Origin of the sequence: Acidicapsa ligni (genome assembly GCF_025685655.1) — a bacterium.
Lineage (GTDB): Bacteria > Acidobacteriota > Terriglobia > Terriglobales > Acidobacteriaceae > Acidicapsa > Acidicapsa ligni.
Genome location: NZ_JAGSYG010000001.1, coordinates 915,714 through 937,731 on the forward strand (window position 1 = coordinate 915,714; position 22,018 = coordinate 937,731).

Genomic DNA, 22,018 nt, shown 5'->3' on the forward strand with positions numbered 1-22,018 from the left:
TAAGAAAGGGCAGGCGCGAGCCTGCCCTTTCTGCTTAATTTTTCAATGAACCCTGGCGATGCATAAATCAAAAGCATGTAACTAGAAGGGAAGGCGAAGAGTCAATGTCGCTACTGAATTCAAAACGAAACAGGCTTACACTTCGCTGGGCTCTTCTGCCTTTGTTCTTATGTGCAGTGCATAGCCGCAGCCTTAAGGCAGGCGAAACAGGCGCGGCCACACAGGCTGAAAGCACTGCATATGCCCAGCACGCCACGCAGGCGGTTCAGGCTCTTCAGTCCTGGTATGACCTCGACACAGGTCTCTATCGCACCACCGGCTGGTGGAACTCGGCGAACGCGATCACCGTCCTCGCCGATTACGCGCGAGTAACGCAATCAAGAGAATATGATTTTGTTTTCTCGAACACGTTCTCCACCGCGCAGAAGACAGCTCCGGGCTTCATCAACAAGTTCTACGACGATGAAGGCTGGTGGGCGTTGGCATGGATCGATGCCTATGGCATAACGAAAGATCAGCGCTACCTGACAGTAGCAAAATCTATCTTTACCGATATGACGTATGGCTGGGATAACACCTGTTCCGGCGGGATCTGGTGGAGTAAAGATCGCAATTACAAAAATGCGATAGCCAATGAATTATTCCTGTCCGTCGCGGCACAGCTTGCAAATTCGACAAGCGACCCCAGAGAGAAAGCAACCTATCTCGCATGGGCCAGGCGTGAGTGGAGTTGGTTCTCTCACTCCGGCATGATCAACGGAAAAGGCCTGGTGAATGACGGGCTCACAGAGAAGTGCGAGAACAATCGGAAGACGACCTGGACTTATAATCAGGGCGTGATTCTGGGCGGCCTCGTTGCTCTGCATCAGTCTGATCCCAAGTCTGATTCAGGCCCCGCACTCATGCAGGAAGCAAGCCGGATTGCCGATGCCGCCATCGCAGCCCTGGCAGACGCCCAGGGAATTCTTCACGATCCCTGCGAGCCGAATTGCGGCGGTGATGGCACACAATTCAAAGGCATCTTCGTGCGCAATCTCAGCACACTGGAAGACTCAGATTCCAGGCCACAATTCAAGCGCTTCCTGTTGACCAATGCAGACAGTATCTGGAGCCAGGTACACCCGCCTGATTTTCATCTTGGAGAAGTGTGGATCGCGCCCTTCAGTGGATCAAATGCCAGCAGTCAGAGTTCCGCGTTGGATGCACTCGTAGCCGCCGCACACGTCGCAGGAAAACCGCATGAAAGTCACCGATCCTTGACTGACCATTGATGGATCCGGATGGCGTTTACTAAGGGATAAGTATTGAGAAATCAAAAGCAATGGGCTGGCCTTCATTCGAGGCCAGCCCATCGCGTTGAATGCGTTGTAAAAGCAAGAGACTACTTTTCAAATACCTGCTTAACCTGCCCGACCTTCTTTTCGACGGTGCCATCAATGCGCTGAGCTGTACCTTCGTCTTCAAGATTCGGATCATCGGTAGCTCGGCCGATCTTTTCCTTCACCTTGCCGATAACTTCATTCGTTTTTCCGTGAACCTGATCATGTGTGCTGGTTGTCATTTGCAATCCTCCTTGTGCTTCAAACAATTGGATGGATGCTATCCCCGAAAGGTTTGCCGAAACGGCTTACAGACCGCACTTCAGATTTACCGAAAGACACAAACTTGATTGGATCAAAACCCGCCGTTTCATGGGCTATAAGCTAACTCTATGAATTGAATCAGCCGTACTCGGAAAGCTGTACGAAAGCGCTCAAGTTATAACTTCATGGCTTGTAACTTTCTGCGTTGTATTTCATGACTTGCAACTTCACGGCTTGGGTGTAACATCGCCTGTTTTGGCGGCAATCGCTTTTGGTGCGGCTGCAACGACGCTGCCATGACTGAATGCTTTCGCCGGTATATCTGTAAGGCCGATGCCCGGGCCTGCCCATAGCAGCCGGGGTGTTCCCTGGCTTATCGACTGTAGCGTTTTCAGTTGCAATACATGCTTGCCCGCGCGAAGTCCGATGCTTCCCTGCGCATATCGCACGGCGTTGTTATGCGAGCCGCAAACTTCGGCAAAGGGTGGTCCAGTCTGCGCTAATGGAACACCATCAATCGTAAGCTGCGCACCATCGCGTGCCATGAGTGCGAATTGATAGCCACCATCCTGGGGCACGTCGATGAACCCATCGTAGACCGCAGCATAGTGCGTGAAGCCACCAGTATCCGTTGTATCCAGCGTCGCGGTAGTTCCACTCTTCATCGATTTTTCCAGCACAAACGTTGGAAAATCAGGCCACGTTCCGGGATAGATGTTGTAGTTCAAGCCGGGTGCCGTTTGTTTTTTGGCTGCAGCCTCATGCCAATGCGCAACCACGACAACTCCATGCTCTGCCCAATCCTGTACCGGCCGTTTTTCGCCGAGAATGGCCTTGCTCTCAACCTGCAGCAGCACGCGAAAACGCCCTGCTCCCGCAGCATCGGTTGCATTGAGTTCCGTGCCGCGTGCATCTACAAAGCGATGCCGTATCTGCCTGCCACGCGCCGTTGTTCCGTCGCCAAAGAGCCATGTATAACGCGCATGAGGATCGGTAGTTTTATCTGCGGTAAAGGTAGCGTGCGTGCCCGTCTGCACCACCGCAGGGGTCACCTTGAACTGTGCCCTGGCTCGTTTGTCTCCTGCAGCAAATACCGGTTGTTGCGCCCCATCTGATATCGAAAGCGGCAGATGGGCATTCGACGTAATTACGGTTTGCTCATACTTCACATTTTCCAGGCGAATATCCGTTACAGGTCCTCGTACCTCCGACGTTACAAGCGGAGGTTGCTCCAGAGCCCAGATGTTGCGAAAGGTAAATCCATGCAAGCCGGGCTGCTCCTGTTCCATTTGAAAAAGAGAGTACCAATCATCGAGCCACAGATTTTCAAATGTGTAACCGGAGTGGCTACCCGTCGCGCCTTCCGCACCCCAAAAAGTAAACAGCGCAAATGGAGGTCCGCAGGACCCGATGCCACCGTGCAGAATATCCGAGTCCCGCAGCGTGAAGCCGCGCGAGTTGAAGCTCTTCTGCGGCCATCCCGCACGCACGATATTTGAAATGCTTGTAGACAGCACGCTGTGTTCCACAAGGATGTTGGACACATCATGCCCGGGCAGCTTGATCTCATCTTCCGTGTAGCCATCCCAGTTGCCCTGCATCGCAAACACATCGTCCGAAGCGCGAAAGAATGAGTCGCGTACGATCGTGTCGCCGCCGCCAAGCCAGTCCATGCCGTCCTGATTGGCATTGCCAGGATTGCCGCCGATTACGCGCACGTTTTCATACAGCAGGTTGGTCGAGTCCTTCATCTGGATAGACCACGTGCGGCTTCGTACCAGGCATGTAACCCCGTTGATCTCGATGCGATTCGCCTGCATCGCGCCCACGCAATGCCAGTCGGGCTTCTGCATCCAGCCATCGTCATCCTGTGGGTTTTGCGGGCCATCGTAGACGATAACGCCACGCCCCAGAACTTTGACGTCGTGCACCTTCCACAGGTTCAGGCTGCCGAGAATCACGGCGCCGGGAGTCAGATAGTAGGTTTCACCGCTCTTCGGATTCAGGCTTCCTTTGTGAATGCCCGGCGCAATGATGTGAACCGTCGCCGACGCTGCCGGAGCCTTTCCCAGCGGATGCGAAGCGAATAGAAACAGCATGCGTGCATGGTTAAGAAAGTCGTCAGGGCGGGAGATGGAAAGCTTCGCGGGAGTCTTCAGCCGAAAGCGAATTGTGTTCCTGCTTACGGTGGGCCGTATCCCCAGCCGCCAGGGCTGTATATCGACTCCGTGGTCCCAGAATCCATCCTGCGATGAAGTTATGGAGACAGTGACCGCCCCGGTCGTATCGAAATTTACATAATCGTAGTTCGCCGCCGCGTGTGCCACGTCGATCGGTTTGCCGTTGATCTCTACCTTGTACCGGGTCGAACGCAGTTCCTGGGGCACAGGAACAGGAAGCACGCGCGCCTCTGCAACGAGACCGGCGATGAGAACCAAGGCAAGAAAAGGCAAACGGAAGTTACGCAAACGAAACATATCCAGGAAAACAACTTCCATGAAGAATTCTTGCAGTGTACTTGCCCGGATGAAGTTGTGGCATCCCCGGAAAGGGGAATGAGGTCGTTGCAGAGCTGGAGTATGTCTCCTGTCGGTATATTCTGGGCGACTGCCGCTTGCGTGGCTTTTCATCAGAAAAAGCCAACTTCGCGAGTCCGGATGGTGCATTGCAATAGGAGAAATGCTCTAAATCCCTTCACCCATAGATACATAATTGCGCAATCGCTCCAGTTCATCGCGGTAGGCCGCGCGCTCCAATTCTTCCGCCATAAATGTATTCGGGGTTTTATGCGTTCCAGGTGCTTTTTGATCGCCGTTCGATATTTCCAGCCGTGTTTCCATTAGTTCAACCCTTTGCGCCAGTGCAATTAACGCATCCGATAAGGGGTCTTTCACTTCGTGAGGATCAGTAATCAGAACCCGCTGCCCATTGCGGTAAACAATATGCGCGGGCACGCCTACGACGGTGGAGTTAGGCGGAACATCCATCAGCACCACCGATCCCGCGCCTACCCGCGAGTTCTCGCCAATCGTAATATCGCCGAGAATATTCGCGTTGTTGCCGACAAACACTCCGTCGCACAGCGTCGGATGCCGCTTCTTGCGTCCCTTGTCGTTCGCACTGCCAGTGCCGCCGAGAGTTACGCCCTGATACAGTGTCACATCGTTGCCGACAACCGCTGTTTCGCCGATCACCACGCCCATTCCGTGGTCAATCAGCAACCGCCGTCCCAGCGTTGCTCCAGGATGAATCTCGACTCCTGTCCAGAAGCGAGTGGTCTGCGAAAACACCCGCGCAGTCAGCCGCCATCCCCGCAGCCATAGCCAGTGATGAATGGAATGAGCCCAGACCGCATGCAGCCCCGGTGAGCACAGAAATACCTGCACCCCGGATTGCGCCGCCGGATCGCGTTTCATCACCGAACCAATGTCTTCGCGAATCCGCGCCAGCAACGCCATGCAAAACCCTCGGCCCCCAGCTACAGCCGCCAGCCACCAGCAGGAGCTGGTAGCTGGTTGCTGATAGCAGTATTACAAGTTGACAGGTTGTGGCTGTAGCGCCTGCACTTCATTGCGAATGGCTTCAAACAATACGCTCGATAGATAACGTTCGCCAAAGCTGGGGATAATCACCACGATCCGCTTGCCTGCATTTTCAGGCCGTGCTGCCACTTTTAGAGCAGCAGATACCGCCGCGCCCGAAGAGATGCCCACAAACAAGCCTTCTTCCAGAGGAAGCCGTCTCGCCGTCTCGATCGACTCTTCATTGGTAACGGTAATGATTTCATCGATCAGATCCGTCTTCAGAATGGTCGGCACAAACCCCGCACCGATGCCCTGAATTTTATGTGGTCCCGGCTTGCCACCGCTCAGCACCGCGCTGTCGACAGGCTCGACGGCGATGACCTTAAGATTTGGATTCTTCTCTTTAAGAAAACTTGCCGCACCTGTCAGCGTTCCGCCGGTTCCGACCGCGGAGATAAAGAAGTCGACCTTACCGTCGGTATCCGCCCAGATCTCTGGTCCGGTGGTCGCATAGTGGATCGCCGGGTTGGCAGGGTTGTCAAACTGACGCAGGATGTGGCCATTTGGCGTCTGCGCGAGCAACTCATCCGCCTTGGCAATCGCGCCCTTCATTCCATTCGGTCCCGGCGTGAGGATCAGCTCCGCGCCAAGGCTGCGTAGAACAATCCGCCGCTCCATGCTCATCGTCTCGGGCATGGTCAGGATCAGCTTGTAGCCTTTTACCGCCGAGGCAAACGCGAGTCCAATGCCCGTATTGCCACTGGTCGGCTCAATCAGGATGGTTTCGCCGGCCTTGATCTTGCCTTCCTTCTCGGCAGCTTCAATCATTGCCAGGCCGATGCGGTCTTTTACGCTGCCCATCGGGTTCTGGCTCTCCAGCTTGGCCAGTATCTCGCCAGGCAGGCCTTTGGTTACGCGGTTCAGCCGTACCAGCGGAGTCTTGCCAATCAGTTCCGTAACGCTCGCTGCAATGCTCATGGAATATACCTCGTCTTTTTGAACTTGGATTCAGATTTAATTGGGTTTGTTGTGTAGGAGTGGGGTTAAACCCCGGCGCGAATAATGGTGTCAAACTGCATGCGCACGAATTCCTCGGCATAAGCACCAACCGGTACTAACGACATCGAGGCATGGCGAAAGACTACGCCCTCAGACCGCTGGTGCGCAACCGGGCGTAACTCTCAAACTAAAAATCTCACAGTGAAAGTATTTTGATAGCTGTGCGATTTACGGAGTCTGGATTGCAGGAGTGCCGGTAGCCTCAGCTTCCTCTGAAACTACGAAAAAGCTGGTGAGCGTCGAACTTCCAAAGGAAGTCAAAAACGCCACATCGGCCGCATCCCGGCCCGTCGCCATTAGCACCCGTCCAATCCGGGGCATGTTGTTGCGGGCATCGAATGCCCACCACCTGCCATCCAGATACACCTCAAACCACGCGCTGAAATCCATCGGCAACCGCAGCGGCACACCGATATCGCCCAGATATCCCGCCACGTACCGCGCCGGAATATTCATACACCGGCAGAATGTTACCGCCAGATGCTGAAAATCGCGACAAACGCCTACCCGCTCCGTAAATACATCCAGGGCCGTCTTCGTAGGGCGCGTCATTCCGTAATTGAAGGTAACTTTCGCGTTCACCCAGTTGCAGATCGCCTGCACACGGTTCCATCCCGGATCGACTGCGCCAAAAAGCTCGTAGGCCACCGCCGACAGCGAATCCACCTCGCAATACCGGCTGCTCAGCAGAAAGGGAAGCACATTGTCCGGCAGATCCTGCGGCGGAATCTCCCGAGCGCCCCACTCCACCGGGTCCGGCAGTCCGGAGTCATCAATCGACGTCGCGGTCCACACTCTGAGATGCCCCTGTGGAGCATAAAAGCGCGTGCATATATTCCCGTAAGAATCGATATACTCGCTGGTAGGGATGTCCGTCGTATCCCCGCCGATCCCGTCGCTGCTCGTGACATGCACCACATCCGGTTCACGAAGTTCGGCAGCGCGTGAGGAATGCACCCGAAGCTGGGCCACAAAGGCCAGCGGAGCAGGAACATCGAATTGGATGTCGTACCCTAAGCGAATCAGCATGGTCACTTGGATGCCCTTGATTTTCTTAATGTTGTGAACTGCTGAGAAATTAGAGTGCCACAGAGCAGACCGCGGAGACCCGGAAGCGCATGACTTATTGTTTAAGCATCATGACACACGAAGGACTGGTCATGGCATCGGATTCGCGTACCAACGCCGGTTCTGACGATCTGAATGTTACGCGCAAGATGCACACCTTCGTTCAACCGGGTGAGCGCGTCTTCGTCATTCTATGCAGCGGAAGCCTCTCCCTCAGCCAGTCCGTCATCAATCTCCTGCGCACCAGTTTCGACTCCGGCGAGGGCTTGGCCAAGGCCAATTCGATGTATGACGCCGCCCGCGAAGTAGGCGAAGCGGTCCGCCAGGTCTCCGATCTGGACCGTGCCGCCCTGGAGCGCGACAGCTACAGCTTCAACGTCCACCTCTTGCTTGGCGGCCAGGTGCTCGGCGAAAAGCCGCAGACATTCCTGATTTATCCCCAGGGAAATCCCCTGAGTTCCACCGAGGATTCGCCATTTCTCCAGCTCGGCGAATGCAAATATGGCCGCCCTATTCTCGATCGCGGCATCGTTTTTGAGTCCACCAGCCTCAAATCGGCGGCGAAATACGCGCTGTTGTCTTTCGATGCCACCATGCGCTCCAACGTCACCGTCGGGCCGCCCATTGAACTGCTGCTCTACAAAAAGGACAGCCTGCACCTCGACACCTATCGCAAGTTCCGCGACAAGGACCCTGAGCTTGAAACCATCCATGCTCTCTGGGAGAGATCGCTCAGAAATGCCGTCGAAGACCTGCCCGACCTCGGCTTCGACCAGCATCCCTCCCAGCCGCAGCAACCGGTCCTGATTTAATTTCCTGCTTTTGTCGGAGGATGGATCGTCGCCAGGCCTCAGCAGTTGCGACGATTCAATCGGCACTTCGGGCAAGCCCCTTCGAGTCTCCCGGCAGGAAGATCCGGGTAATGGAGGGTCGAACGACCAGGTTCAATAGATCCAGCAGCGCATGTGCCCCGGCCGCAATCCAGATGTTTCCCGTCCACACGTAAAGCACTGTGAGTAAGGTGCCTACTACCGTCGTAGCCAACACCCCTACCCATCCCTGGTACGCGTGAATCAGCCCGAAAAGAATCGCCGCCAACACAAACGCCAGCATGGCCTTCCCCAGGATCAGTGTCAGCAGCAGGGGAATAAGGAGGCGAAAGAAAAACTCCTCGCTCAATCCGGCATTCAGAGAGAGCAGGGCGGTGTAAAAAGTCTCTGCCCAATTCCGAGGGAGCAGCGGTTCGAAATCGCCGGTTAGGGCAATGTTTTTCTTATGCTTGAGGAGTGTCGCAGCGATTGAACCGCCCACCATCCCGGCAACAATTGCTCCACTGAACCCGATCAAAAAACTTTTACTGACGGCCCATAGGCGGGAATGAGCCCGAAGCGCCTCGGCTACTCCAGCAAACTCCGCAGGCAAAGTGGAAAGCGAATGAATCTTCCCCAGGAAAGCTAGCCCCAGCAGGCTGGTCCCAAAAAAGAGAAGAAAACTCTTAAGCGTCCAGATTCGGTATCGTTTTTGCCGGTCCGAGGTCTCGGTCAGCAGTTTGAATGCCGCATAATCCGCAGCGTCGTTGCGTACGAAATACCACATCTCTCCAAGACAGAGTAAAAACAGCCCCCACTCAATAATTCGCATGCAGAAACCCTATCATTCGCATCTTCACGGCATTTTCAAAGAACGAACCTCGCGCCAAAACCCTGCAAAATCGACCTAGCTGGTAGAATGTAGAAATGCCGCACTGTGCGGCTGCTCTCCGCTCGTATGTTCCGGACGCGCCATGGGTTGCAAGCGTGCCTGAAAGGCCACCCCACGGAAAGCAGATGCATGGGCCACCTGCAAAACGGCCGCCTGCAAAGCCTTACCGGAACGCACAAACTGCGCTCAAGCAGCGTAATGAGTGATTGGCAAATCGGGAGAGCCCCGCGAACCGGCATGACCGGACGAGACAAGAACGCAACAACCTCCCCGCTGCCGGAATCCAAGGCAAAAGGGAATTAAGGAACAGTTACACCTGTGAGCCAGACCATCCGCAACATCGCCATCATTGCCCACGTAGATCACGGCAAGACCACCCTCGTCGACGCCATGTTGCGTCAGTCCGGCACCTTCCGCGCCAATGAAGCTGTCGCCGACCGCGTCATGGATTCCAACGACCTCGAGCGCGAGCGCGGCATCACGATTCTTGCCAAGAACACGGCCATTTTCGTCGATGGCGGCAAGATCAACATCATCGACACCCCAGGCCACGCCGATTTCGGCGGCGAGGTCGAACGCGGCCTCAAGATGGTCGATGGCGTCATGCTCCTGGTGGATGCTGCAGAAGGTCCGCTGCCCCAGACCCGCTACGTGCTGGCCAAGGCCCTCGCAGCCGGTCTTAAGCCGATGGTCGTCATCAACAAGGTTGACCGTCCCGACGCACGCGCGCAGGAAGTTCTGAACGAAGTCTATGACCTCTTCATCGATCTCGATGCGGAAGAAGATCAGCTCGATTTCCCCGTTCTTTTCTGCGTCGCCAAGCTGGGCACCGCAACCACCGATCTGGCCGTTCCCGGCACCGACCTCAAGCCGCTCTTTGACGCCATCATCAATACGATTCCGCCAGCCAAGGGCGATCCGGAAGCACCGCTTCAGATCCTGGTCACCAATCTCGACTACTCCGAGTACTTCGGCCGCATCGCCATCGCCCGCGTATTCCAGGGCACCCTGCATGTCGGCGATGAAGTCATGCTCTCCCGCCGCGATCTTTCCCTGCAAAAGGTCAAGATCACCAAGCTCTTCACCTTTGCTGGCCTCAAGCGTACCGAGACCACCGAGACCGAGATTGGCGACATCGTGGCCATTGCCGGCGTTGAGGGCATCACCATCGGTGAGACCCTCACCAGCGTTGAAAATCCCATGCCGCTGCCGCTGATCATCATCGACGAGCCCACCATCGCCATGCAGTTTTCGGTGAACAACTCACCCTTCTGCGGTAAGGAAGGCAAGTTCGTCACCAGCCGTAACCTGCGCGAGCGTCTCGATCGCGAACTGCTCACCAACGTGTCGATTCGCGTTGAAGATACCGGTAGCCCGGATAGCTTCAAGGTTCTCGGCCGCGGCGAAATGCAGCTCGGCGTGCTCATCGAAATGATGCGCCGCGAAGGCTTTGAAATCCTCGTTGGCCGCCCCGAGATCGTCGTAAAAGTTGTCGACGGCGTCAAAATGGAACCCGTCGAGCACCTCACCATCGACGTTCCCGAAGAGTTCACCGGCGTCGTCATCGAAAAGCTCGGACCCCGCAAGGGCGAAATGACCAAGATGCACAACCACGGCTCAGGCCGCGTTCGCATGGAGTTCCGCGTGCCCTCCCGCGGCATCATCGGCCTCCGCAGCGAAATGCTCACCGAAACCCGCGGCACCATCGTCATGAACACGCTGTTTGATGGCTACATCCCCTACCAGGGCGAAATCCCGCAGCGTCTCTCCGGCGCACTGATCAGCGACCGCACCGGCACCACCACCACCTACGCGCTCTTTGGCATGCAGGATCGCGGCGTTCTTCTCGTCAGCAGTGGTGTCGAAGTCTACGAAGGCATGATCGTCGGCGAGCACTCCCGCGACAACGACCTCGATGTGAACGTCGTTCGCGAAAAGAAGCTCACCAACATGCGTGCCTCATCTTCGGACGAAGCTCTGCGTCTGGCTCCTGCCCGCCTGATGAACCTGGAACAGGCCATCGAGTTCATCGCCGAAGACGAACTCGTCGAGGTCACTCCTAAATCACTCCGCCTGCGTAAGAAAGTTCTCCAGGCCAACCAACGTCCCAAGTCCCGCAAGGGCGGCAACGACTAAGCATTTCGTTTCCAACCGCATTTACTGTGGTGTCCTGTCTGAACCGCGCATACTCTGCGCAGTTCAGGCAGGAGAAACGAAAATCAGCTTCGTGCCTTCCGCCAGAAACCGCCGCCCGGGAATCCTGGCCGCCCATTATGGTACCGTTCAGATACGGAGCTAAGAGGTTTGGCGCCGATTTCGTGATGTCCGAGCAGCAACCGCCAAAGCCCGTTCCTCTCACGACTGCCTCACCGGCAGCCGACGCCTCAAGCCCAGCGATTATCTTGCCAACATCCTCTTCCAATCCGGCTCAGGCATCGCTCTTCCCGCAGATTCCGCCACCACTGCCAGAACCAAACCCAGGCACCCGGAGTCATCCTCCGCGCAGCCCCTATTGGCTGCGGCAAATGGTGCATTTCTTGTTCATCTATCTGCGTATGACACTCGGCATGGTGGTCTGCATGGTCCCCTGGTATTCGCCCTTCTGGGACGCAAATCCACTCTTCGCCCAGCCTTCAGGATTGGCGACTTTCATGGGTACCGGAGCTATCCGCGGCCTGGTTTCCGGTCTCGGCCTGCTCAATCTCTGGATCGCCGTCCGCGACGCCATGCACTCCCCGAAAGTCTGAGTCGCAAGTCCCAGCCCCCGAATTCGTTAAACGCCTCGGTTCTGCTCCCGATCACCACTCAGCCACACTCCCAATTACACTCATTGCTAGCACCAGTGAGGTTCCTCAGACCAGCATGAGTGAAGAATCCCGTTCCAATAATTCCCCCGGCGACAGCGCTCAGCCCGAGCCCGCCTTACCCGAGCCCGCCCTATCTGAGCCACCCATTCTTGAGCGTGCCGCGCTTGCCTATGAGAATCCGGCATTCGTAAACAGCGCCGAAGGCCGCCTCATCCGCATCCTCGCCGAATATACTGAGCCGCTCGCCCGTTTTCGCCGCGAACGTATCCAGGACACCGTAGTCTTCTTCGGCTCGGCTCGTTTTCAGGGCCGCGAAGAAGCCGACCGCGCGCTCGGCCAGATATTGGAACTGCTCGACAACACCGGCTCAGTCCAGCCCGCACCCGCATCGGAACAACCCGCCACCATCCCCGAGATTGCCGATGGCACTGCCAGCGAACTAGGCCGTCGCCGCGCCGTCGCCGCCGTTGAAATGGCCCGTTATTACGAGGATGCCCGGCGTCTCGCAGCCATGGTCACCACCTGGGCCAAGGAGATTCCCTCGCGCCGTCATCGCTTCGTCGTCACCTCCGGCGGAGGCCCCGGCATCATGGAGGCCGCCAATCGCGGAGCCTGGGAGGCCGGAGGCAAGTCCATTGGCCTCAACATCCGCCTGCCTTTCGAGCAGAATCCCAACCCCTACATCACCCCGGCGCTCAACTTCGAATTCCATTACTTCTTCATGCGCAAGCTCTGGTTCGCCTACCTTGCCAAGGCTCTGGTGGTCTTTCCCGGCGGCTTTGGCACGCTGGATGAAATGTTCGAAGTCATTACGCTCGCCCAGACTCACAAACTCGCGAAAAATATCACGGTCATCATCTACGGCCCCGACTACTGGAAAAAAGTCTTCAACATGCAGGCCCTCGTCGATACCGGGGCAATCTCGCCCAAGGATCTCGATCTATTCCAGTTCGCCGATACGCCAGAGCAGGCCTTTGAACTCCTGAAAAAAGGGTTGACCGAGAATTACCTCATTCCCGAAGCCGAGCAGCAGAAGCAGCATCCCGCGCAGGAAGTTACCCCCGGCTTCAGCCTCGAAGACTTCCTCGGCCCGGAATTTGCCCGCACCCGCTAACGTCTGCCTCGAATGCTCCCTGCCCTGAATAGGGGGCAACCCGCAGGGTACTCCCTTGATTCCCCAGTCTTTGAATCCGAAGTTTTGAACCCAAATTAGCACCCTATTCACAGCCTGTTTACCGCATGCGCGGGATACTACCCCGTAGAACCATCATCCAGAGAGCGGACAGGAGACTGTATGCCTAATTCCACGATCTCGTATCTGTGGCGCGATCCAGCAGCCGCGCGCAACTTCCAGGCTGGAGTCTCACTCCACAGTCATACCAATCAGTCGCAGGAGACCCTCGACTTCGTGGCTGCCTGGAGCGCCCAGTATGCCCCCCTTCGTCCGCTCATGAGACGCCTGGAGCGCCGCTCGAAAGAAAGACACGGCATCGGCGTCAACTGGACAGAAAGCTATTGGACTCCGCCGCTCACTCCTCGCCTGGCTTTTGACCTGGAGAGCGGTCAGATCGAGAAGCTCGATCTCGCTGCGTTCGTCTCTTTTTCCGATCACGACAATATCCATGCTCCGCTGCTGCTGCGCTCCATCCCCAGCGCGCGCCACATTCCCATCTCCGTCGAGTGGACAGCCCCCTACGCGGGTGTTCAGTCTTTCCACCTCGGCATTCACAATCTGCCCAGCGCCCGCGCATCCGAGTGGATGGAGACCCTGGCCGATTTCACCAAGAACCCCAGCGACAAGCGCCTTACCGAGATACTGGTAGCGTTGAATGAAGAGCCGAATGTTCTGGTCATCTTCAACCACCCGCTCTGGGATCTCTACATGATCGGGCAGGAGAAGCACGAGTTCCTCGTCAACCAGTTCCTGCAGCAAAATGGAGCACACTTCCACGCTCTCGAACTCAACGGCCTGCGCAACTGGGAAGAGAATCGCGCTGTCCGCCGCCTCGCCGAGCGCTGGAACATGCTGCTCATCTCCGGTGGTGATCGCCACGGCGTTGAACCGAACGCCAACATCAATCTCACCAATGCCACCAGCTTCAATGAGTTCGTGCACCAGGTTCGCAAGGAGCGTCGCAGCGACGTGCTCTTCATGCCGCAATATGCCGAACCGTGGAAGCATCGCATCATGCAGTCCACCATGGACGCCATCCGCGACTATCCTGAGTTTCCTCAGGGCTCCCGCACCTGGGATGAGCGTGTCTATCACCCGGATTCGAAAGGCGTCGTTCGTCCCCTGTGCGAGATATGGCCCAACGGGCGTGCGCCGAGAATCCTGCAAAGCATTCTTTCACTCATCCGCCTGATGGGTAAGGCCCCGGTTTCCGGCAGCCTGCGCCTCGCGTGGAACGAGTCTCATGAACTGCGCTTCGAACTTGGCGACCAGGAAGCCTAGAACGGTTTCATCGAAACTGTCCGGGCTTGCCATCCTGAACGAAGTGAAAAGATCTGCTTTTGTACTCCCGATTTAGAACAGTTTAGTTCCCATCCCTGCGTTGTTTCATCGCGCCAGGGGTGGGGTTAAACTAAGCTGATAAGCAGCCGTCTCAATCTTTCGTATGCCAATAAATCTGCCCCGAGTAGCGTACTTTCCTGACTCCTTCCATGAGGTCAACGGGGTTGCGCATACCAGCCGCCATTTCGAGGCTTTCGCACGGCGCGGCAACCTGCCCTTCCTGTGCATTCGCGGCGGTGACCGCAGCGAAGCCTTGATCGAAGACGGCAATGTCTGGACGCTTGAACTTCCGCGCGGCATCTTCTCCTTCGCACTCGAAAAAGATCTTCGCTTCGACCCCGCGTTCCCGCGCCATATTCCCATCATCGGAGAGGTCCTCGACCGCTTCCGTCCCGACCTCATCCACATTACCGGCCCCAGCGAAGTAGGCATGCTGGGCGCAGGTCTCGCCTACCACCGCGACCTGCCGCTCGCCGCCTCCTGGCATACGAATGTGCATGAATATCTCGCCCGGCGCTCCGACTGGCTTCTGCGCCTGCTTCCCGAGCGCCACTCCTTCACCGCGGGCAAAAAGATTGAGAACGTAACCCTTGCCACCGCTGCCCGTTTCTACGCGCTTGCCAAGGTGTTGTTCGCGCCCAATATCGAGCTCTGCAAACTACTCGAATCCTCGACCGAACGCCCCTGCCATCTCATGCCGCGCGGCGTCGACACCGAACTCTTCACGGCAGCCCGCCGCAATCGCGCAGCGGATGACACAGCCTTCGTCCTCGGTTTTGTCGGCCGTCTTTCCGTTGAGAAAAACGTCACCCTGCTCGCCACGATCCATGACCAGTTGATAGCGCTCGGCCACACCAACTTCCGATTCCTCATCATCGGTCATGGGCAGGAAGAAGCCTGGCTGCGCGAGCGGATGACCAACGTAGAGTTTGCCGGCGTTCTTCGCGGCGAAGAACTCGCCCAGGCCTATGCCAACATGGATCTCTTCGTCTTCCCGTCGCACACCGACACCTTCGGCAACGTCGTCCTCGAAGCGCTCGCCAGCGGCGTTCCAGCCATCGTCACTCCCGACGGAGGCCCCAGGTACATCGTGCATGACACTGCGAACGAAACCGCAACCGGCAGAATCGTCCCGGATGAGGGCTTTACAGAGTCAATAGCCGCGATTTTAAGCAGCCCCGCAACCCACAGCGCCATGCGTACAGCCGCCCGAGCCTACGCACTCACCGCCTCGTGGGATGCAGTCTTTGAAGGCGTCTACTCCGGCTATCAGGAAATTCTTCCCGCCAGCCATGAACTGGCCGCGGCCATTTAGCAGGCAAGAAAAAGAGGAACCCGAAAAACGGATTCCTCTTTTCTTTCGCGCTTCAATCCGCACTTCAATCGAATCTACTCAACCTCACCGATATACACCCCAAACGGCGGCAACTGTACATTCTCAAGGCTCTCCGGATCAGCCACGCCTGGAGACTTCAGCAGCGTCTTTGCGTGATGGCCTGGCGTCTCGGAAGCACTCGTCGCGCCAAGATTCACCGTCTGCGGCTCAGCCGTGAAATTCACAGATACCACGACAGCCTGCTTCCCCGGCTCTTTGCGAAGCCAGCTCAGCACCTTCGTGTTCTCCGTATCCAGCATCACGTTTTCGCCATGAATGAACACCGGATTCGTCTTCTTCAACCGGATCAAAGACTCATACCAATTCAGCAGCGAGTCAGGATCGGCCTCTTCCGACTTCACATTGATCGTGTCCTTGTTCGAAGGCACCGGGAGCCACGGCGCGGCCGTTGAAAAGCCAGCATACGTCGAGTCATCCCACTGCATCGGAGTGCGCTCTCCATCGCGTCCCTTGTTCTTTGGCCAGCCTGTCAGACCTACCGGATCTTTGACATCTTCCTTGCGTGTCGGCGGGGTCGTCTTCATGCCAATCTCAGCGCCGTTGTAGAACAACGCCGAGCCCCTGCTCGCAAACAGCATCGTCGAGATCACGCGTGTAATCGCCGTGTCGTGCACCCCATCGCCGTACCGGGCGTCGATGCGCGCATTGTCGTGATTGTCAAAAACCAGCAGCGGTATATTGCCGTCGATCTTCGTCTCAACGTCATTCAGCTTGCTGCGAAAAGTCGCCACGTCCAGCTTGTTGATGAAGCCAACCTGCGTATCCATCGGCAACTGAAATTCCGGTTTGTCCGTTGTCCCATACATCGCCAGCAGATCCTTGATCGTTGGTACATACGTCTCGCCAATCATCACTCTGCGTCCGGGAAAGACATTCGGTTTCACACTGTCTTCCACCTTGCGGACATGCTCCACAACGCGATTGACCTCAGGCAGATTGTTGGTTCGCGCATCGTCCAGCGACACATCGCCATAGTCGTTGAGATAGGTCTTGCCGTCCTTGTCCAGCAATTCCTTATCGTCGATCCAGTTCGGATCTTCAAACAAAGTAGTGATTGCATCGAAGCGGAACCCTGCAACACCCTTGTTCATCCAGAACTTCAAAATCCCATCGAAAGCCTTCTCGACCTCGGGATTGTTCCAGTTGAAGTCCGGCTGCTGAATATAAAACTTGTGATAGTAGTACTGCCTTGTTTTCTCGTCCCACTCCCATGCCGAGTGGCCAAAGTCGGACTGCCAGTTATTGGGCGGCTCACCTTTACTCGTCGCTGTTTCGCCCTTGCCGTCTTTCCACACATACCAGTTGCGCTTGGGATTCTTCCGTGAACTGCGTGACTCTTCAAACCACGCATGTTTATCCGAGGAGTGATTCATCACCATATCCATCACGATGCGGATATCGCGCTTCTTCGCCTCTGCCACCAGGCGGTCAAAGTCAGCCATGGTTCCGTACTGTGGATCGATGCCCTCGTAGTCCGAAATATCGTAGCCAAAGTCCACCTGCGGCGATGGATAAATCGGCGAGAGCCAGATCGCTTCGACACCTAGTTTTTGCAGATAATCGAGACGAGAAGTAATGCCATTCAGGTCTCCGATTCCATCTCCATTCGAGTCCTGAAAACTACGCGGATAGATCTCGTAAATCACAGCGTTCTTCCACCAGTTTTCCAGGTCGGTAGAAGAAGTATGCATCGCAGAAGGCGCAGGATGAGGCGTCTGGCCCATCCCCGGCAGTGCCGCTAAACCCAGCGTCAGGACTGAGGAGAGTCCCAAGGCAAGGCCCGCGGTCAGATTCTTTTGATTCATGGCGCATTTCCTCCGAGTGTCATCTGACGCTCGTTTCGGCCGCAAAAAAACGCAGTCCTTCGGCATCGGTATGACAGAGCCAAACCTAATACATCCGCACTATTGCTGTATATGTGTTTCGCCCGCAGCTTTGGAACAGGCTTGCGTGAGATCGAGAGATTTGCATTATGGAAGGAGCTACTGCTGGGCCGCCTTCTGTGTCTTGCCCAACCGGTCAAAATCCACGCCAAACTTCGGGTCTTTACGTGTCCCTTTCACGTGAATCGGTACATCCAGCCCCGCGCCATTCTTGCTCAGCAACTTATCCGCCGGCTTCAGCAAAAATCCCTTCCATCCGCCAATGACCTGGGATAGCGAAGCATCCAGCTTTGCATCTCCATCAAAGTCCAGCGAGCCAGCCTTCAGACCGTAAGTTCCATGCGCAACGATCTGCGCTCCCGGAACCTGGTATTGAAGATCAGGCAACTGCAACATTCCGCCGCCCAGCTTGAAATGCCCCTGCATGTCAGAACGAACCGTCGTCGGATCGGTAGTCTTCACCTCGTCCGGCTTGCCCTGCCCGCGCAGGCTCAATTGCACAATCCGCCCCTGCATCTTGTCGTTGCTGAAGCGTGCTTGGCTCAGATGAAACTGCCCATCCAGCAGCAGCTTGTCCCACACACTCGCCTCACCCGGCGGCAGATGGAAGCTGGTCGCGAGCGACAGGTTTCCCGTCATGAACGGTGTCTCCGACGAGGCGGAGATATGCAGAATATCCTCGATCCGTCCCCGGTCCACATTTACCTGCAGCGTGATGTCGTGCCCATGCACCTCCGGTACGCGAACCACCTTGCCGCGCGCCAGGATATGCGTATGCCCCAGCATCGCATCCACTGGTTCCAGCCACGTGTCTCCGTTCGTGCCATCTACCGTCGCATGAAAATGCGCCGTCAGCGGAACTCCCGATCCATCCGCAACGCGCTGCAATCGGAAGTCCGGCGTCTGCGTCTGGCCGTCCACTTCAATCTTGCGCAGGGTTCCTGAATAGTGGCCAGTCGAAGAGAGCATTCCGGCAATCCCCTTGATCGTGCTCAGGTCCGCATGGTCAAAGTGATAATCGCCCTCCACCGGCAACTCTCCAGGATCGCCCGGCACCCACGGCCCAGCCTTGCCCGTCGAGTGAATCAACCCCACCGGCTTGGCATTGGTCAACTCCACCGCAAACGAGATCGGACCACCGTTGTTATCCGGAAACAGCGTGGCCTTGGACAGGAAAAAATCCAGGGGAATCTTGCCCTTGTCCCGATCGCGCTGGCCCTTTTCGATAATCAGCTCTGCGTTCTGGCACTCGATCTGCTTCACTACCACACGCGGCAGTTTCAACCAGCTATTCGTCGCCGTCGGCTGAACAGGAGCCGGGGGTGCCTGTTCAGCTTGAGGCTGCGTCGCGGCATTCTCCGTACCGGCCGGGCCAGCCGCGTTGGGATTCAAACCAGCAGCCTGCCCTGCGCCTGCCGATTTGGACCCCGACAGATTGAGCCGGTCCTCTTTCGGAGGCAGCAACACCTTAACGCCCTCGACGTGGATCACATTCACCACAATCGGCTGCCCTGGAGAGATGTGCCACGAAGCATGAAAGCGCAGTTTGTCCACCACGATCCACGGACCCGTAATCCACGGCTGATTCGCCGCGCCATTGACGGCAATCGCATTCTGCTGCGCTTCCACCGGCAGCCAGATGCGCAAACTACGCCCCTCCACCCAGAAGCCATCCAGCATCGAGACGCGGAAATCGCCTATCTCCACCTTGGAGTGGAAGCGCTTCTGCAGCGAATCCACCAGCGCCGCGCGCAGCATCGGCTCGGCCCGATGCAGGTAATAGTTCGCCACGCCGCACACGGCCAGCGCCAGCACCAGGGCTATGCCCAAACTCCACAACAGCCACTTCTTAACTCGACTTAAACGGCGCTTAGGCCGAACCTGCCCATCTGCATCCGTCATTCGCCGCTCTCGCTTCCCGTTTCCAAAGGCATTCCAATAGGACGCCATCCACGGTCATTTGGCTGCTTTATGTGTGCCGCGGCAGGAAGTAACGCCAGCAGCATCAGTCAACATTGCGCAATATCGCCAAATCCGGCCCTTAAACCTCAACCTGGTTCGATTTCGCCGCCAGATGCCGCAATAGTACTTCTTGAAACTGCGCCAGCCAAGTTGGGTGCGCAGGCCATGCTGGAGCCGTCACCAGCTTTCCATCCGTGATCGCATCTGTAACCTCAAGAGCCGCAAACTTTCCACCCGCCAGCACCACTTCCGGCGAACACGCCGGGTAGCAGCTTACCTGCTTGCCGCTGATCACCCCAGCCGCCGCCAGAATCTGCGCCGCATGGCAGATCGCCGCAATCGGCTTATCAGCCTTCACAAAATACCGCACTATCTCCAACACCTTTTCGTTCAACCGCAGGTACTCCGGAGCACGCCCACCCGGTATCACCAGCCCGTCATAGCTCTCCATATGCACATCCGCGAAGGTCGCGTTCAGTACAAAATTGTGGCCCGGCTTTTCCGAGTACGTCTGGTCGCCCTCAAAGTCATGAATCGCGGTGCGGACATGCTGCCCCTTTTTCTTGTTCGGACAAACCGCGTCCACAGTATGTCCCACCATCTGCAACGCCTGAAAGGGAACCATCACCTCGTAGTCCTCAACGTAATCGCCAACAATCATCAGTAATTTAGCCACTGCCATCGCTCCATCCCCCTGCCACAGATCATAGCCCTCACCTGCAAGCGGTTGCGTGTCGTACAACACAATGCGATACAGTTGGATCGTCCATTTCAGGGGTGAAAAAATGAGCATCAATCGTAGAGATCTAGTCACCTGGGCAGGCGCTGGTCTGGCCGCCACGCTCCCCGCGCTCGCCCAACCGCTGTCAGCATCCGCGTCAGCAAAAACGGCAACTGCCTCAACGGCTCCCGCCAGCGGTTTCAACGTCCGTCATTTCGGCGCAGTTGGCGACGGCAAAAATCTCGACAGCAAAGCCATCAATGCCGCCATTGAAGCAGCCGCAGACGCCGGTGGAGGCACCGTCTACTTTCCCGCAGGCGTCTATGCCAGCTACTCCATTCGCCTCAAGAGCCACATCACCCTCTATCTGGATCAAGGCGCGGTCATCCTCGCCGAGTCTACCCCGCATGAAGGCACAACCGGCGAAGGCTACGACGCAGCCGAGCCTCAGGGCGCATGGGAGCCCTATCAGGACTACGGTCACAACCACTGGCACAACTCCCTCATCTGGGGCGAAAATATCCACGACATCGCCATCCTCGGCCAGGGACTCATCTGGGGCAAAGGCCTCAGCCGTGGCTGGGAAAAGCAACTCGACCTGCCCCTAAGCGGCAAGCCCGGCGTCGGCAACAAAGCCATCGCCCTCAAGAACTGCCACAACGTTCTCCTGCGCGATTTCTACATCCTGCAGGGCGGCTGGTTCGGCATTCTCGCCACCGGCGTCGACAATCTCACCATCGACAACCTCACCATCGACACCAACCGCGACGGCATGGACATCGACTGCTGCAACAACGTCCGCGTCTCCAACTGCACCGTCAATTCGCCCTGGGACGACGGCATCTGCCCCAAAAGCTCCTACGCACTCGGTTATGCGCGCATTACTGAAAACGTAACCATCACCAACTGCTTCGTTACCGGCGGCTATCAACTCGGCAGCGTCATCGACGGCACGTGGAAAGAACACGAGCCCGGCCAGAAGGTCTACAAAAACGGCCGAATCAAATTCGGCACCGAATCCAACGGCGGCTTCCGCAACATCACCGTCTCCAATTGTGTCTTCGACAAATCTCACGGCTTCATCCTGGAGTCCGAAGACGGCGCCATCTGCGAAGACATCACGCTCACCAACATCACCATGCGCGACACCGCGGGCTCGCCCATCTTCATCCGCCTCGGCAGCCGTATGCGCGGACCTAAAGACGCAAAGGTCGGCTACATTCGCCGTCTCCTCATCAACAACATCTCCAGCTCCGGTGCCACCGTTCTTCCCAGCATCATCAGCGGCGTTCCCGGCTATGCAATTGAGGACGTGAAGATCAGCGATGTCTATCTTCATCAAGCAGGCGGCGCGTCGGCAGAGATGGCCACGCTTGACCCGCCTGAGAACGAAACCCAATACCCCGACCCGGAAATGTTCGGCGAAATCCCGGCCACCGGTTTCTTCCTTCGCCACATCAAAAATCTCGAAATGAGCAACGTCGAGATTGCGACGGAGGCACCCGACCCACGCCCCGCCTTCTGGCTCAAGAACGTCGATGGCGCAGACTTCTTCCGCCTTCGCGTCCCGCGCAACAATTCTACCGGCCCCACACCTGTCTTCGATCTCCGCCAGGTTAAGGACTTCCGCGTCTTCGGCAGCCAGTTCATCCCCGATTTCGCCAACGCAGACATCGAAACCAAAAAACTCTAACAACGCATAACCCTTTGCCTCTAAAAACACGCTTTAAAAATAAGTGGATGCCCCAATCTGAACCGTGCCGTAATGTAACCGCGCAGTAATATCGCGCGGTTCAGGC

Annotated in this window: 17 protein-coding genes; 8 read left to right on the forward strand and 9 right to left on the reverse strand. The window is 56.7% G+C overall.

Translation table 11 applies throughout. From position 1 onward, the window contains the following. The first annotated feature begins 104 nt into the window (after positions 1–104). Positions 105–1,271: a glycoside hydrolase family 76 protein gene (locus tag OHL19_RS03565; RefSeq protein ID WP_263356210.1), complete on the forward strand. Its 1,167-nt coding sequence runs from the start codon at positions 105–107 to the stop codon at positions 1,269–1,271. Positions 1,272–1,381: 110 nt separating this feature from the next. Here the strand turns inward: OHL19_RS03565 and OHL19_RS03570 are convergent, their stop codons facing one another. From OHL19_RS03570 to OHL19_RS03590, 5 genes are all read right to left on the reverse strand, one after another. Then, complete coding sequence (locus tag OHL19_RS03570; RefSeq protein WP_263356211.1) at positions 1,382–1,561, reverse strand: CsbD family protein; 180 nt, start codon at positions 1,559–1,561, stop codon at positions 1,382–1,384. Between the two features lie 249 nt (positions 1,562–1,810). Next, the gene (locus OHL19_RS03575) at positions 1,811–4,081 is read right to left on the reverse strand and encodes a PKD domain-containing protein (protein ID WP_263356212.1); all 2,271 of its coding nucleotides are present in this window, start codon (positions 4,079–4,081) and stop codon (positions 1,811–1,813) included. Positions 4,082–4,267: 186 nt separating this feature from the next. Then, entirely contained in the window at positions 4,268–5,041 is a 774-nt protein-coding gene (cysE, locus tag OHL19_RS03580) for a serine O-acetyltransferase (RefSeq protein ID WP_396126620.1), read from the reverse strand. Positions 5,042–5,113: 72 nt separating this feature from the next. After that, positions 5,114–6,085 (reverse strand): cysteine synthase A, encoded by a 972-nt coding sequence (gene cysK, locus OHL19_RS03585; RefSeq protein WP_263356213.1) that lies wholly within the window; start codon positions 6,083–6,085, stop codon positions 5,114–5,116. 249 nt (positions 6,086–6,334) lie between these two features. Beyond that, a complete protein-coding gene (locus OHL19_RS03590; RefSeq protein WP_263356214.1) occupies positions 6,335–7,195 on the reverse strand; it encodes a transglutaminase-like domain-containing protein in 861 nt (286 codons plus the stop codon). Positions 7,196–7,284: 89 nt separating this feature from the next. On the opposite strand from OHL19_RS03590, the gene OHL19_RS03595 reads away from it, so the two are divergent. Continuing rightward, the gene (locus tag OHL19_RS03595) at positions 7,285–8,046 is read left to right on the forward strand and encodes a peptidase (RefSeq protein WP_263356215.1); all 762 of its coding nucleotides are present in this window, start codon (positions 7,285–7,287) and stop codon (positions 8,044–8,046) included. 55 nt (positions 8,047–8,101) lie between these two features. On the opposite strand, the gene OHL19_RS03600 is transcribed toward OHL19_RS03595, so the two are convergent. Beyond that, positions 8,102–8,830, reverse strand: a complete 729-nt coding sequence (locus OHL19_RS03600) for a CPBP family intramembrane glutamic endopeptidase (protein ID WP_263356216.1) — start codon at positions 8,828–8,830, stop codon at positions 8,102–8,104. A 423-nt stretch (positions 8,831–9,253) separates the two neighbouring features. On the opposite strand from OHL19_RS03600, the gene typA reads away from it, so the two are divergent. The 5 genes from typA (at position 9,254) to OHL19_RS03625 (ending at position 15,572) form a co-directional block, all read left to right on the forward strand. Continuing rightward, a complete protein-coding gene (typA, locus tag OHL19_RS03605; RefSeq protein ID WP_263356217.1) occupies positions 9,254–11,071 on the forward strand; it encodes a translational GTPase TypA in 1,818 nt (605 codons plus the stop codon). A 185-nt stretch (positions 11,072–11,256) separates the two neighbouring features. After that, positions 11,257–11,682, forward strand: a complete 426-nt coding sequence (locus OHL19_RS03610; protein ID WP_263356218.1) for a hypothetical protein — start codon at positions 11,257–11,259, stop codon at positions 11,680–11,682. Between the two features lie 115 nt (positions 11,683–11,797). Further along, positions 11,798–12,856 carry an LOG family protein gene (locus tag OHL19_RS03615; protein WP_263356219.1) on the forward strand — a complete coding sequence of 353 codons (1,059 nt, stop codon included), beginning with the start codon at positions 11,798–11,800 and terminating at the stop codon, positions 12,854–12,856. 180 nt (positions 12,857–13,036) lie between these two features. After that, on the forward strand, positions 13,037–14,197 hold the full coding sequence (locus tag OHL19_RS03620) for a hypothetical protein (protein ID WP_263356220.1): 1,161 nt from the start codon (positions 13,037–13,039) through the stop codon (positions 14,195–14,197). 163 nt (positions 14,198–14,360) lie between these two features. Further along, positions 14,361–15,572, forward strand: coding sequence for a glycosyltransferase (locus OHL19_RS03625; RefSeq protein ID WP_263356221.1), 1,212 nt, complete (start codon positions 14,361–14,363; stop codon positions 15,570–15,572). A gap of 74 nt (positions 15,573–15,646) precedes the next feature. Here OHL19_RS03625 and OHL19_RS03630 read toward each other — a convergent pair whose 3' ends face one another. The 3 genes from OHL19_RS03630 to OHL19_RS03640 all read right to left on the reverse strand — a co-directional run bounded on the left by OHL19_RS03630 (position 15,647) and on the right by OHL19_RS03640 (position 20,291). Next, complete coding sequence (locus OHL19_RS03630; RefSeq protein WP_263356222.1) at positions 15,647–17,458, reverse strand: glycoside hydrolase family 13 protein; 1,812 nt, start codon at positions 17,456–17,458, stop codon at positions 15,647–15,649. Between the two features lie 177 nt (positions 17,459–17,635). Beyond that, on the reverse strand, positions 17,636–19,438 hold the full coding sequence (locus tag OHL19_RS03635) for an AsmA-like C-terminal region-containing protein (RefSeq protein ID WP_263356223.1): 1,803 nt from the start codon (positions 19,436–19,438) through the stop codon (positions 17,636–17,638). A gap of 139 nt (positions 19,439–19,577) precedes the next feature. Continuing rightward, entirely contained in the window at positions 19,578–20,291 is a 714-nt protein-coding gene (locus tag OHL19_RS03640) for a DJ-1/PfpI family protein (protein WP_263356224.1), read from the reverse strand. On the opposite strand from OHL19_RS03640, the gene OHL19_RS03645 reads away from it, so the two are divergent. Next, entirely contained in the window at positions 20,284–21,912 is a 1,629-nt protein-coding gene (locus OHL19_RS03645; RefSeq protein ID WP_263356225.1) for a rhamnogalacturonidase, read from the forward strand. The two genes, OHL19_RS03640 and OHL19_RS03645, sit on opposite strands and share 8 nt — an antisense overlap. The last annotated feature ends 106 nt before the right edge of the window (positions 21,913–22,018 follow it).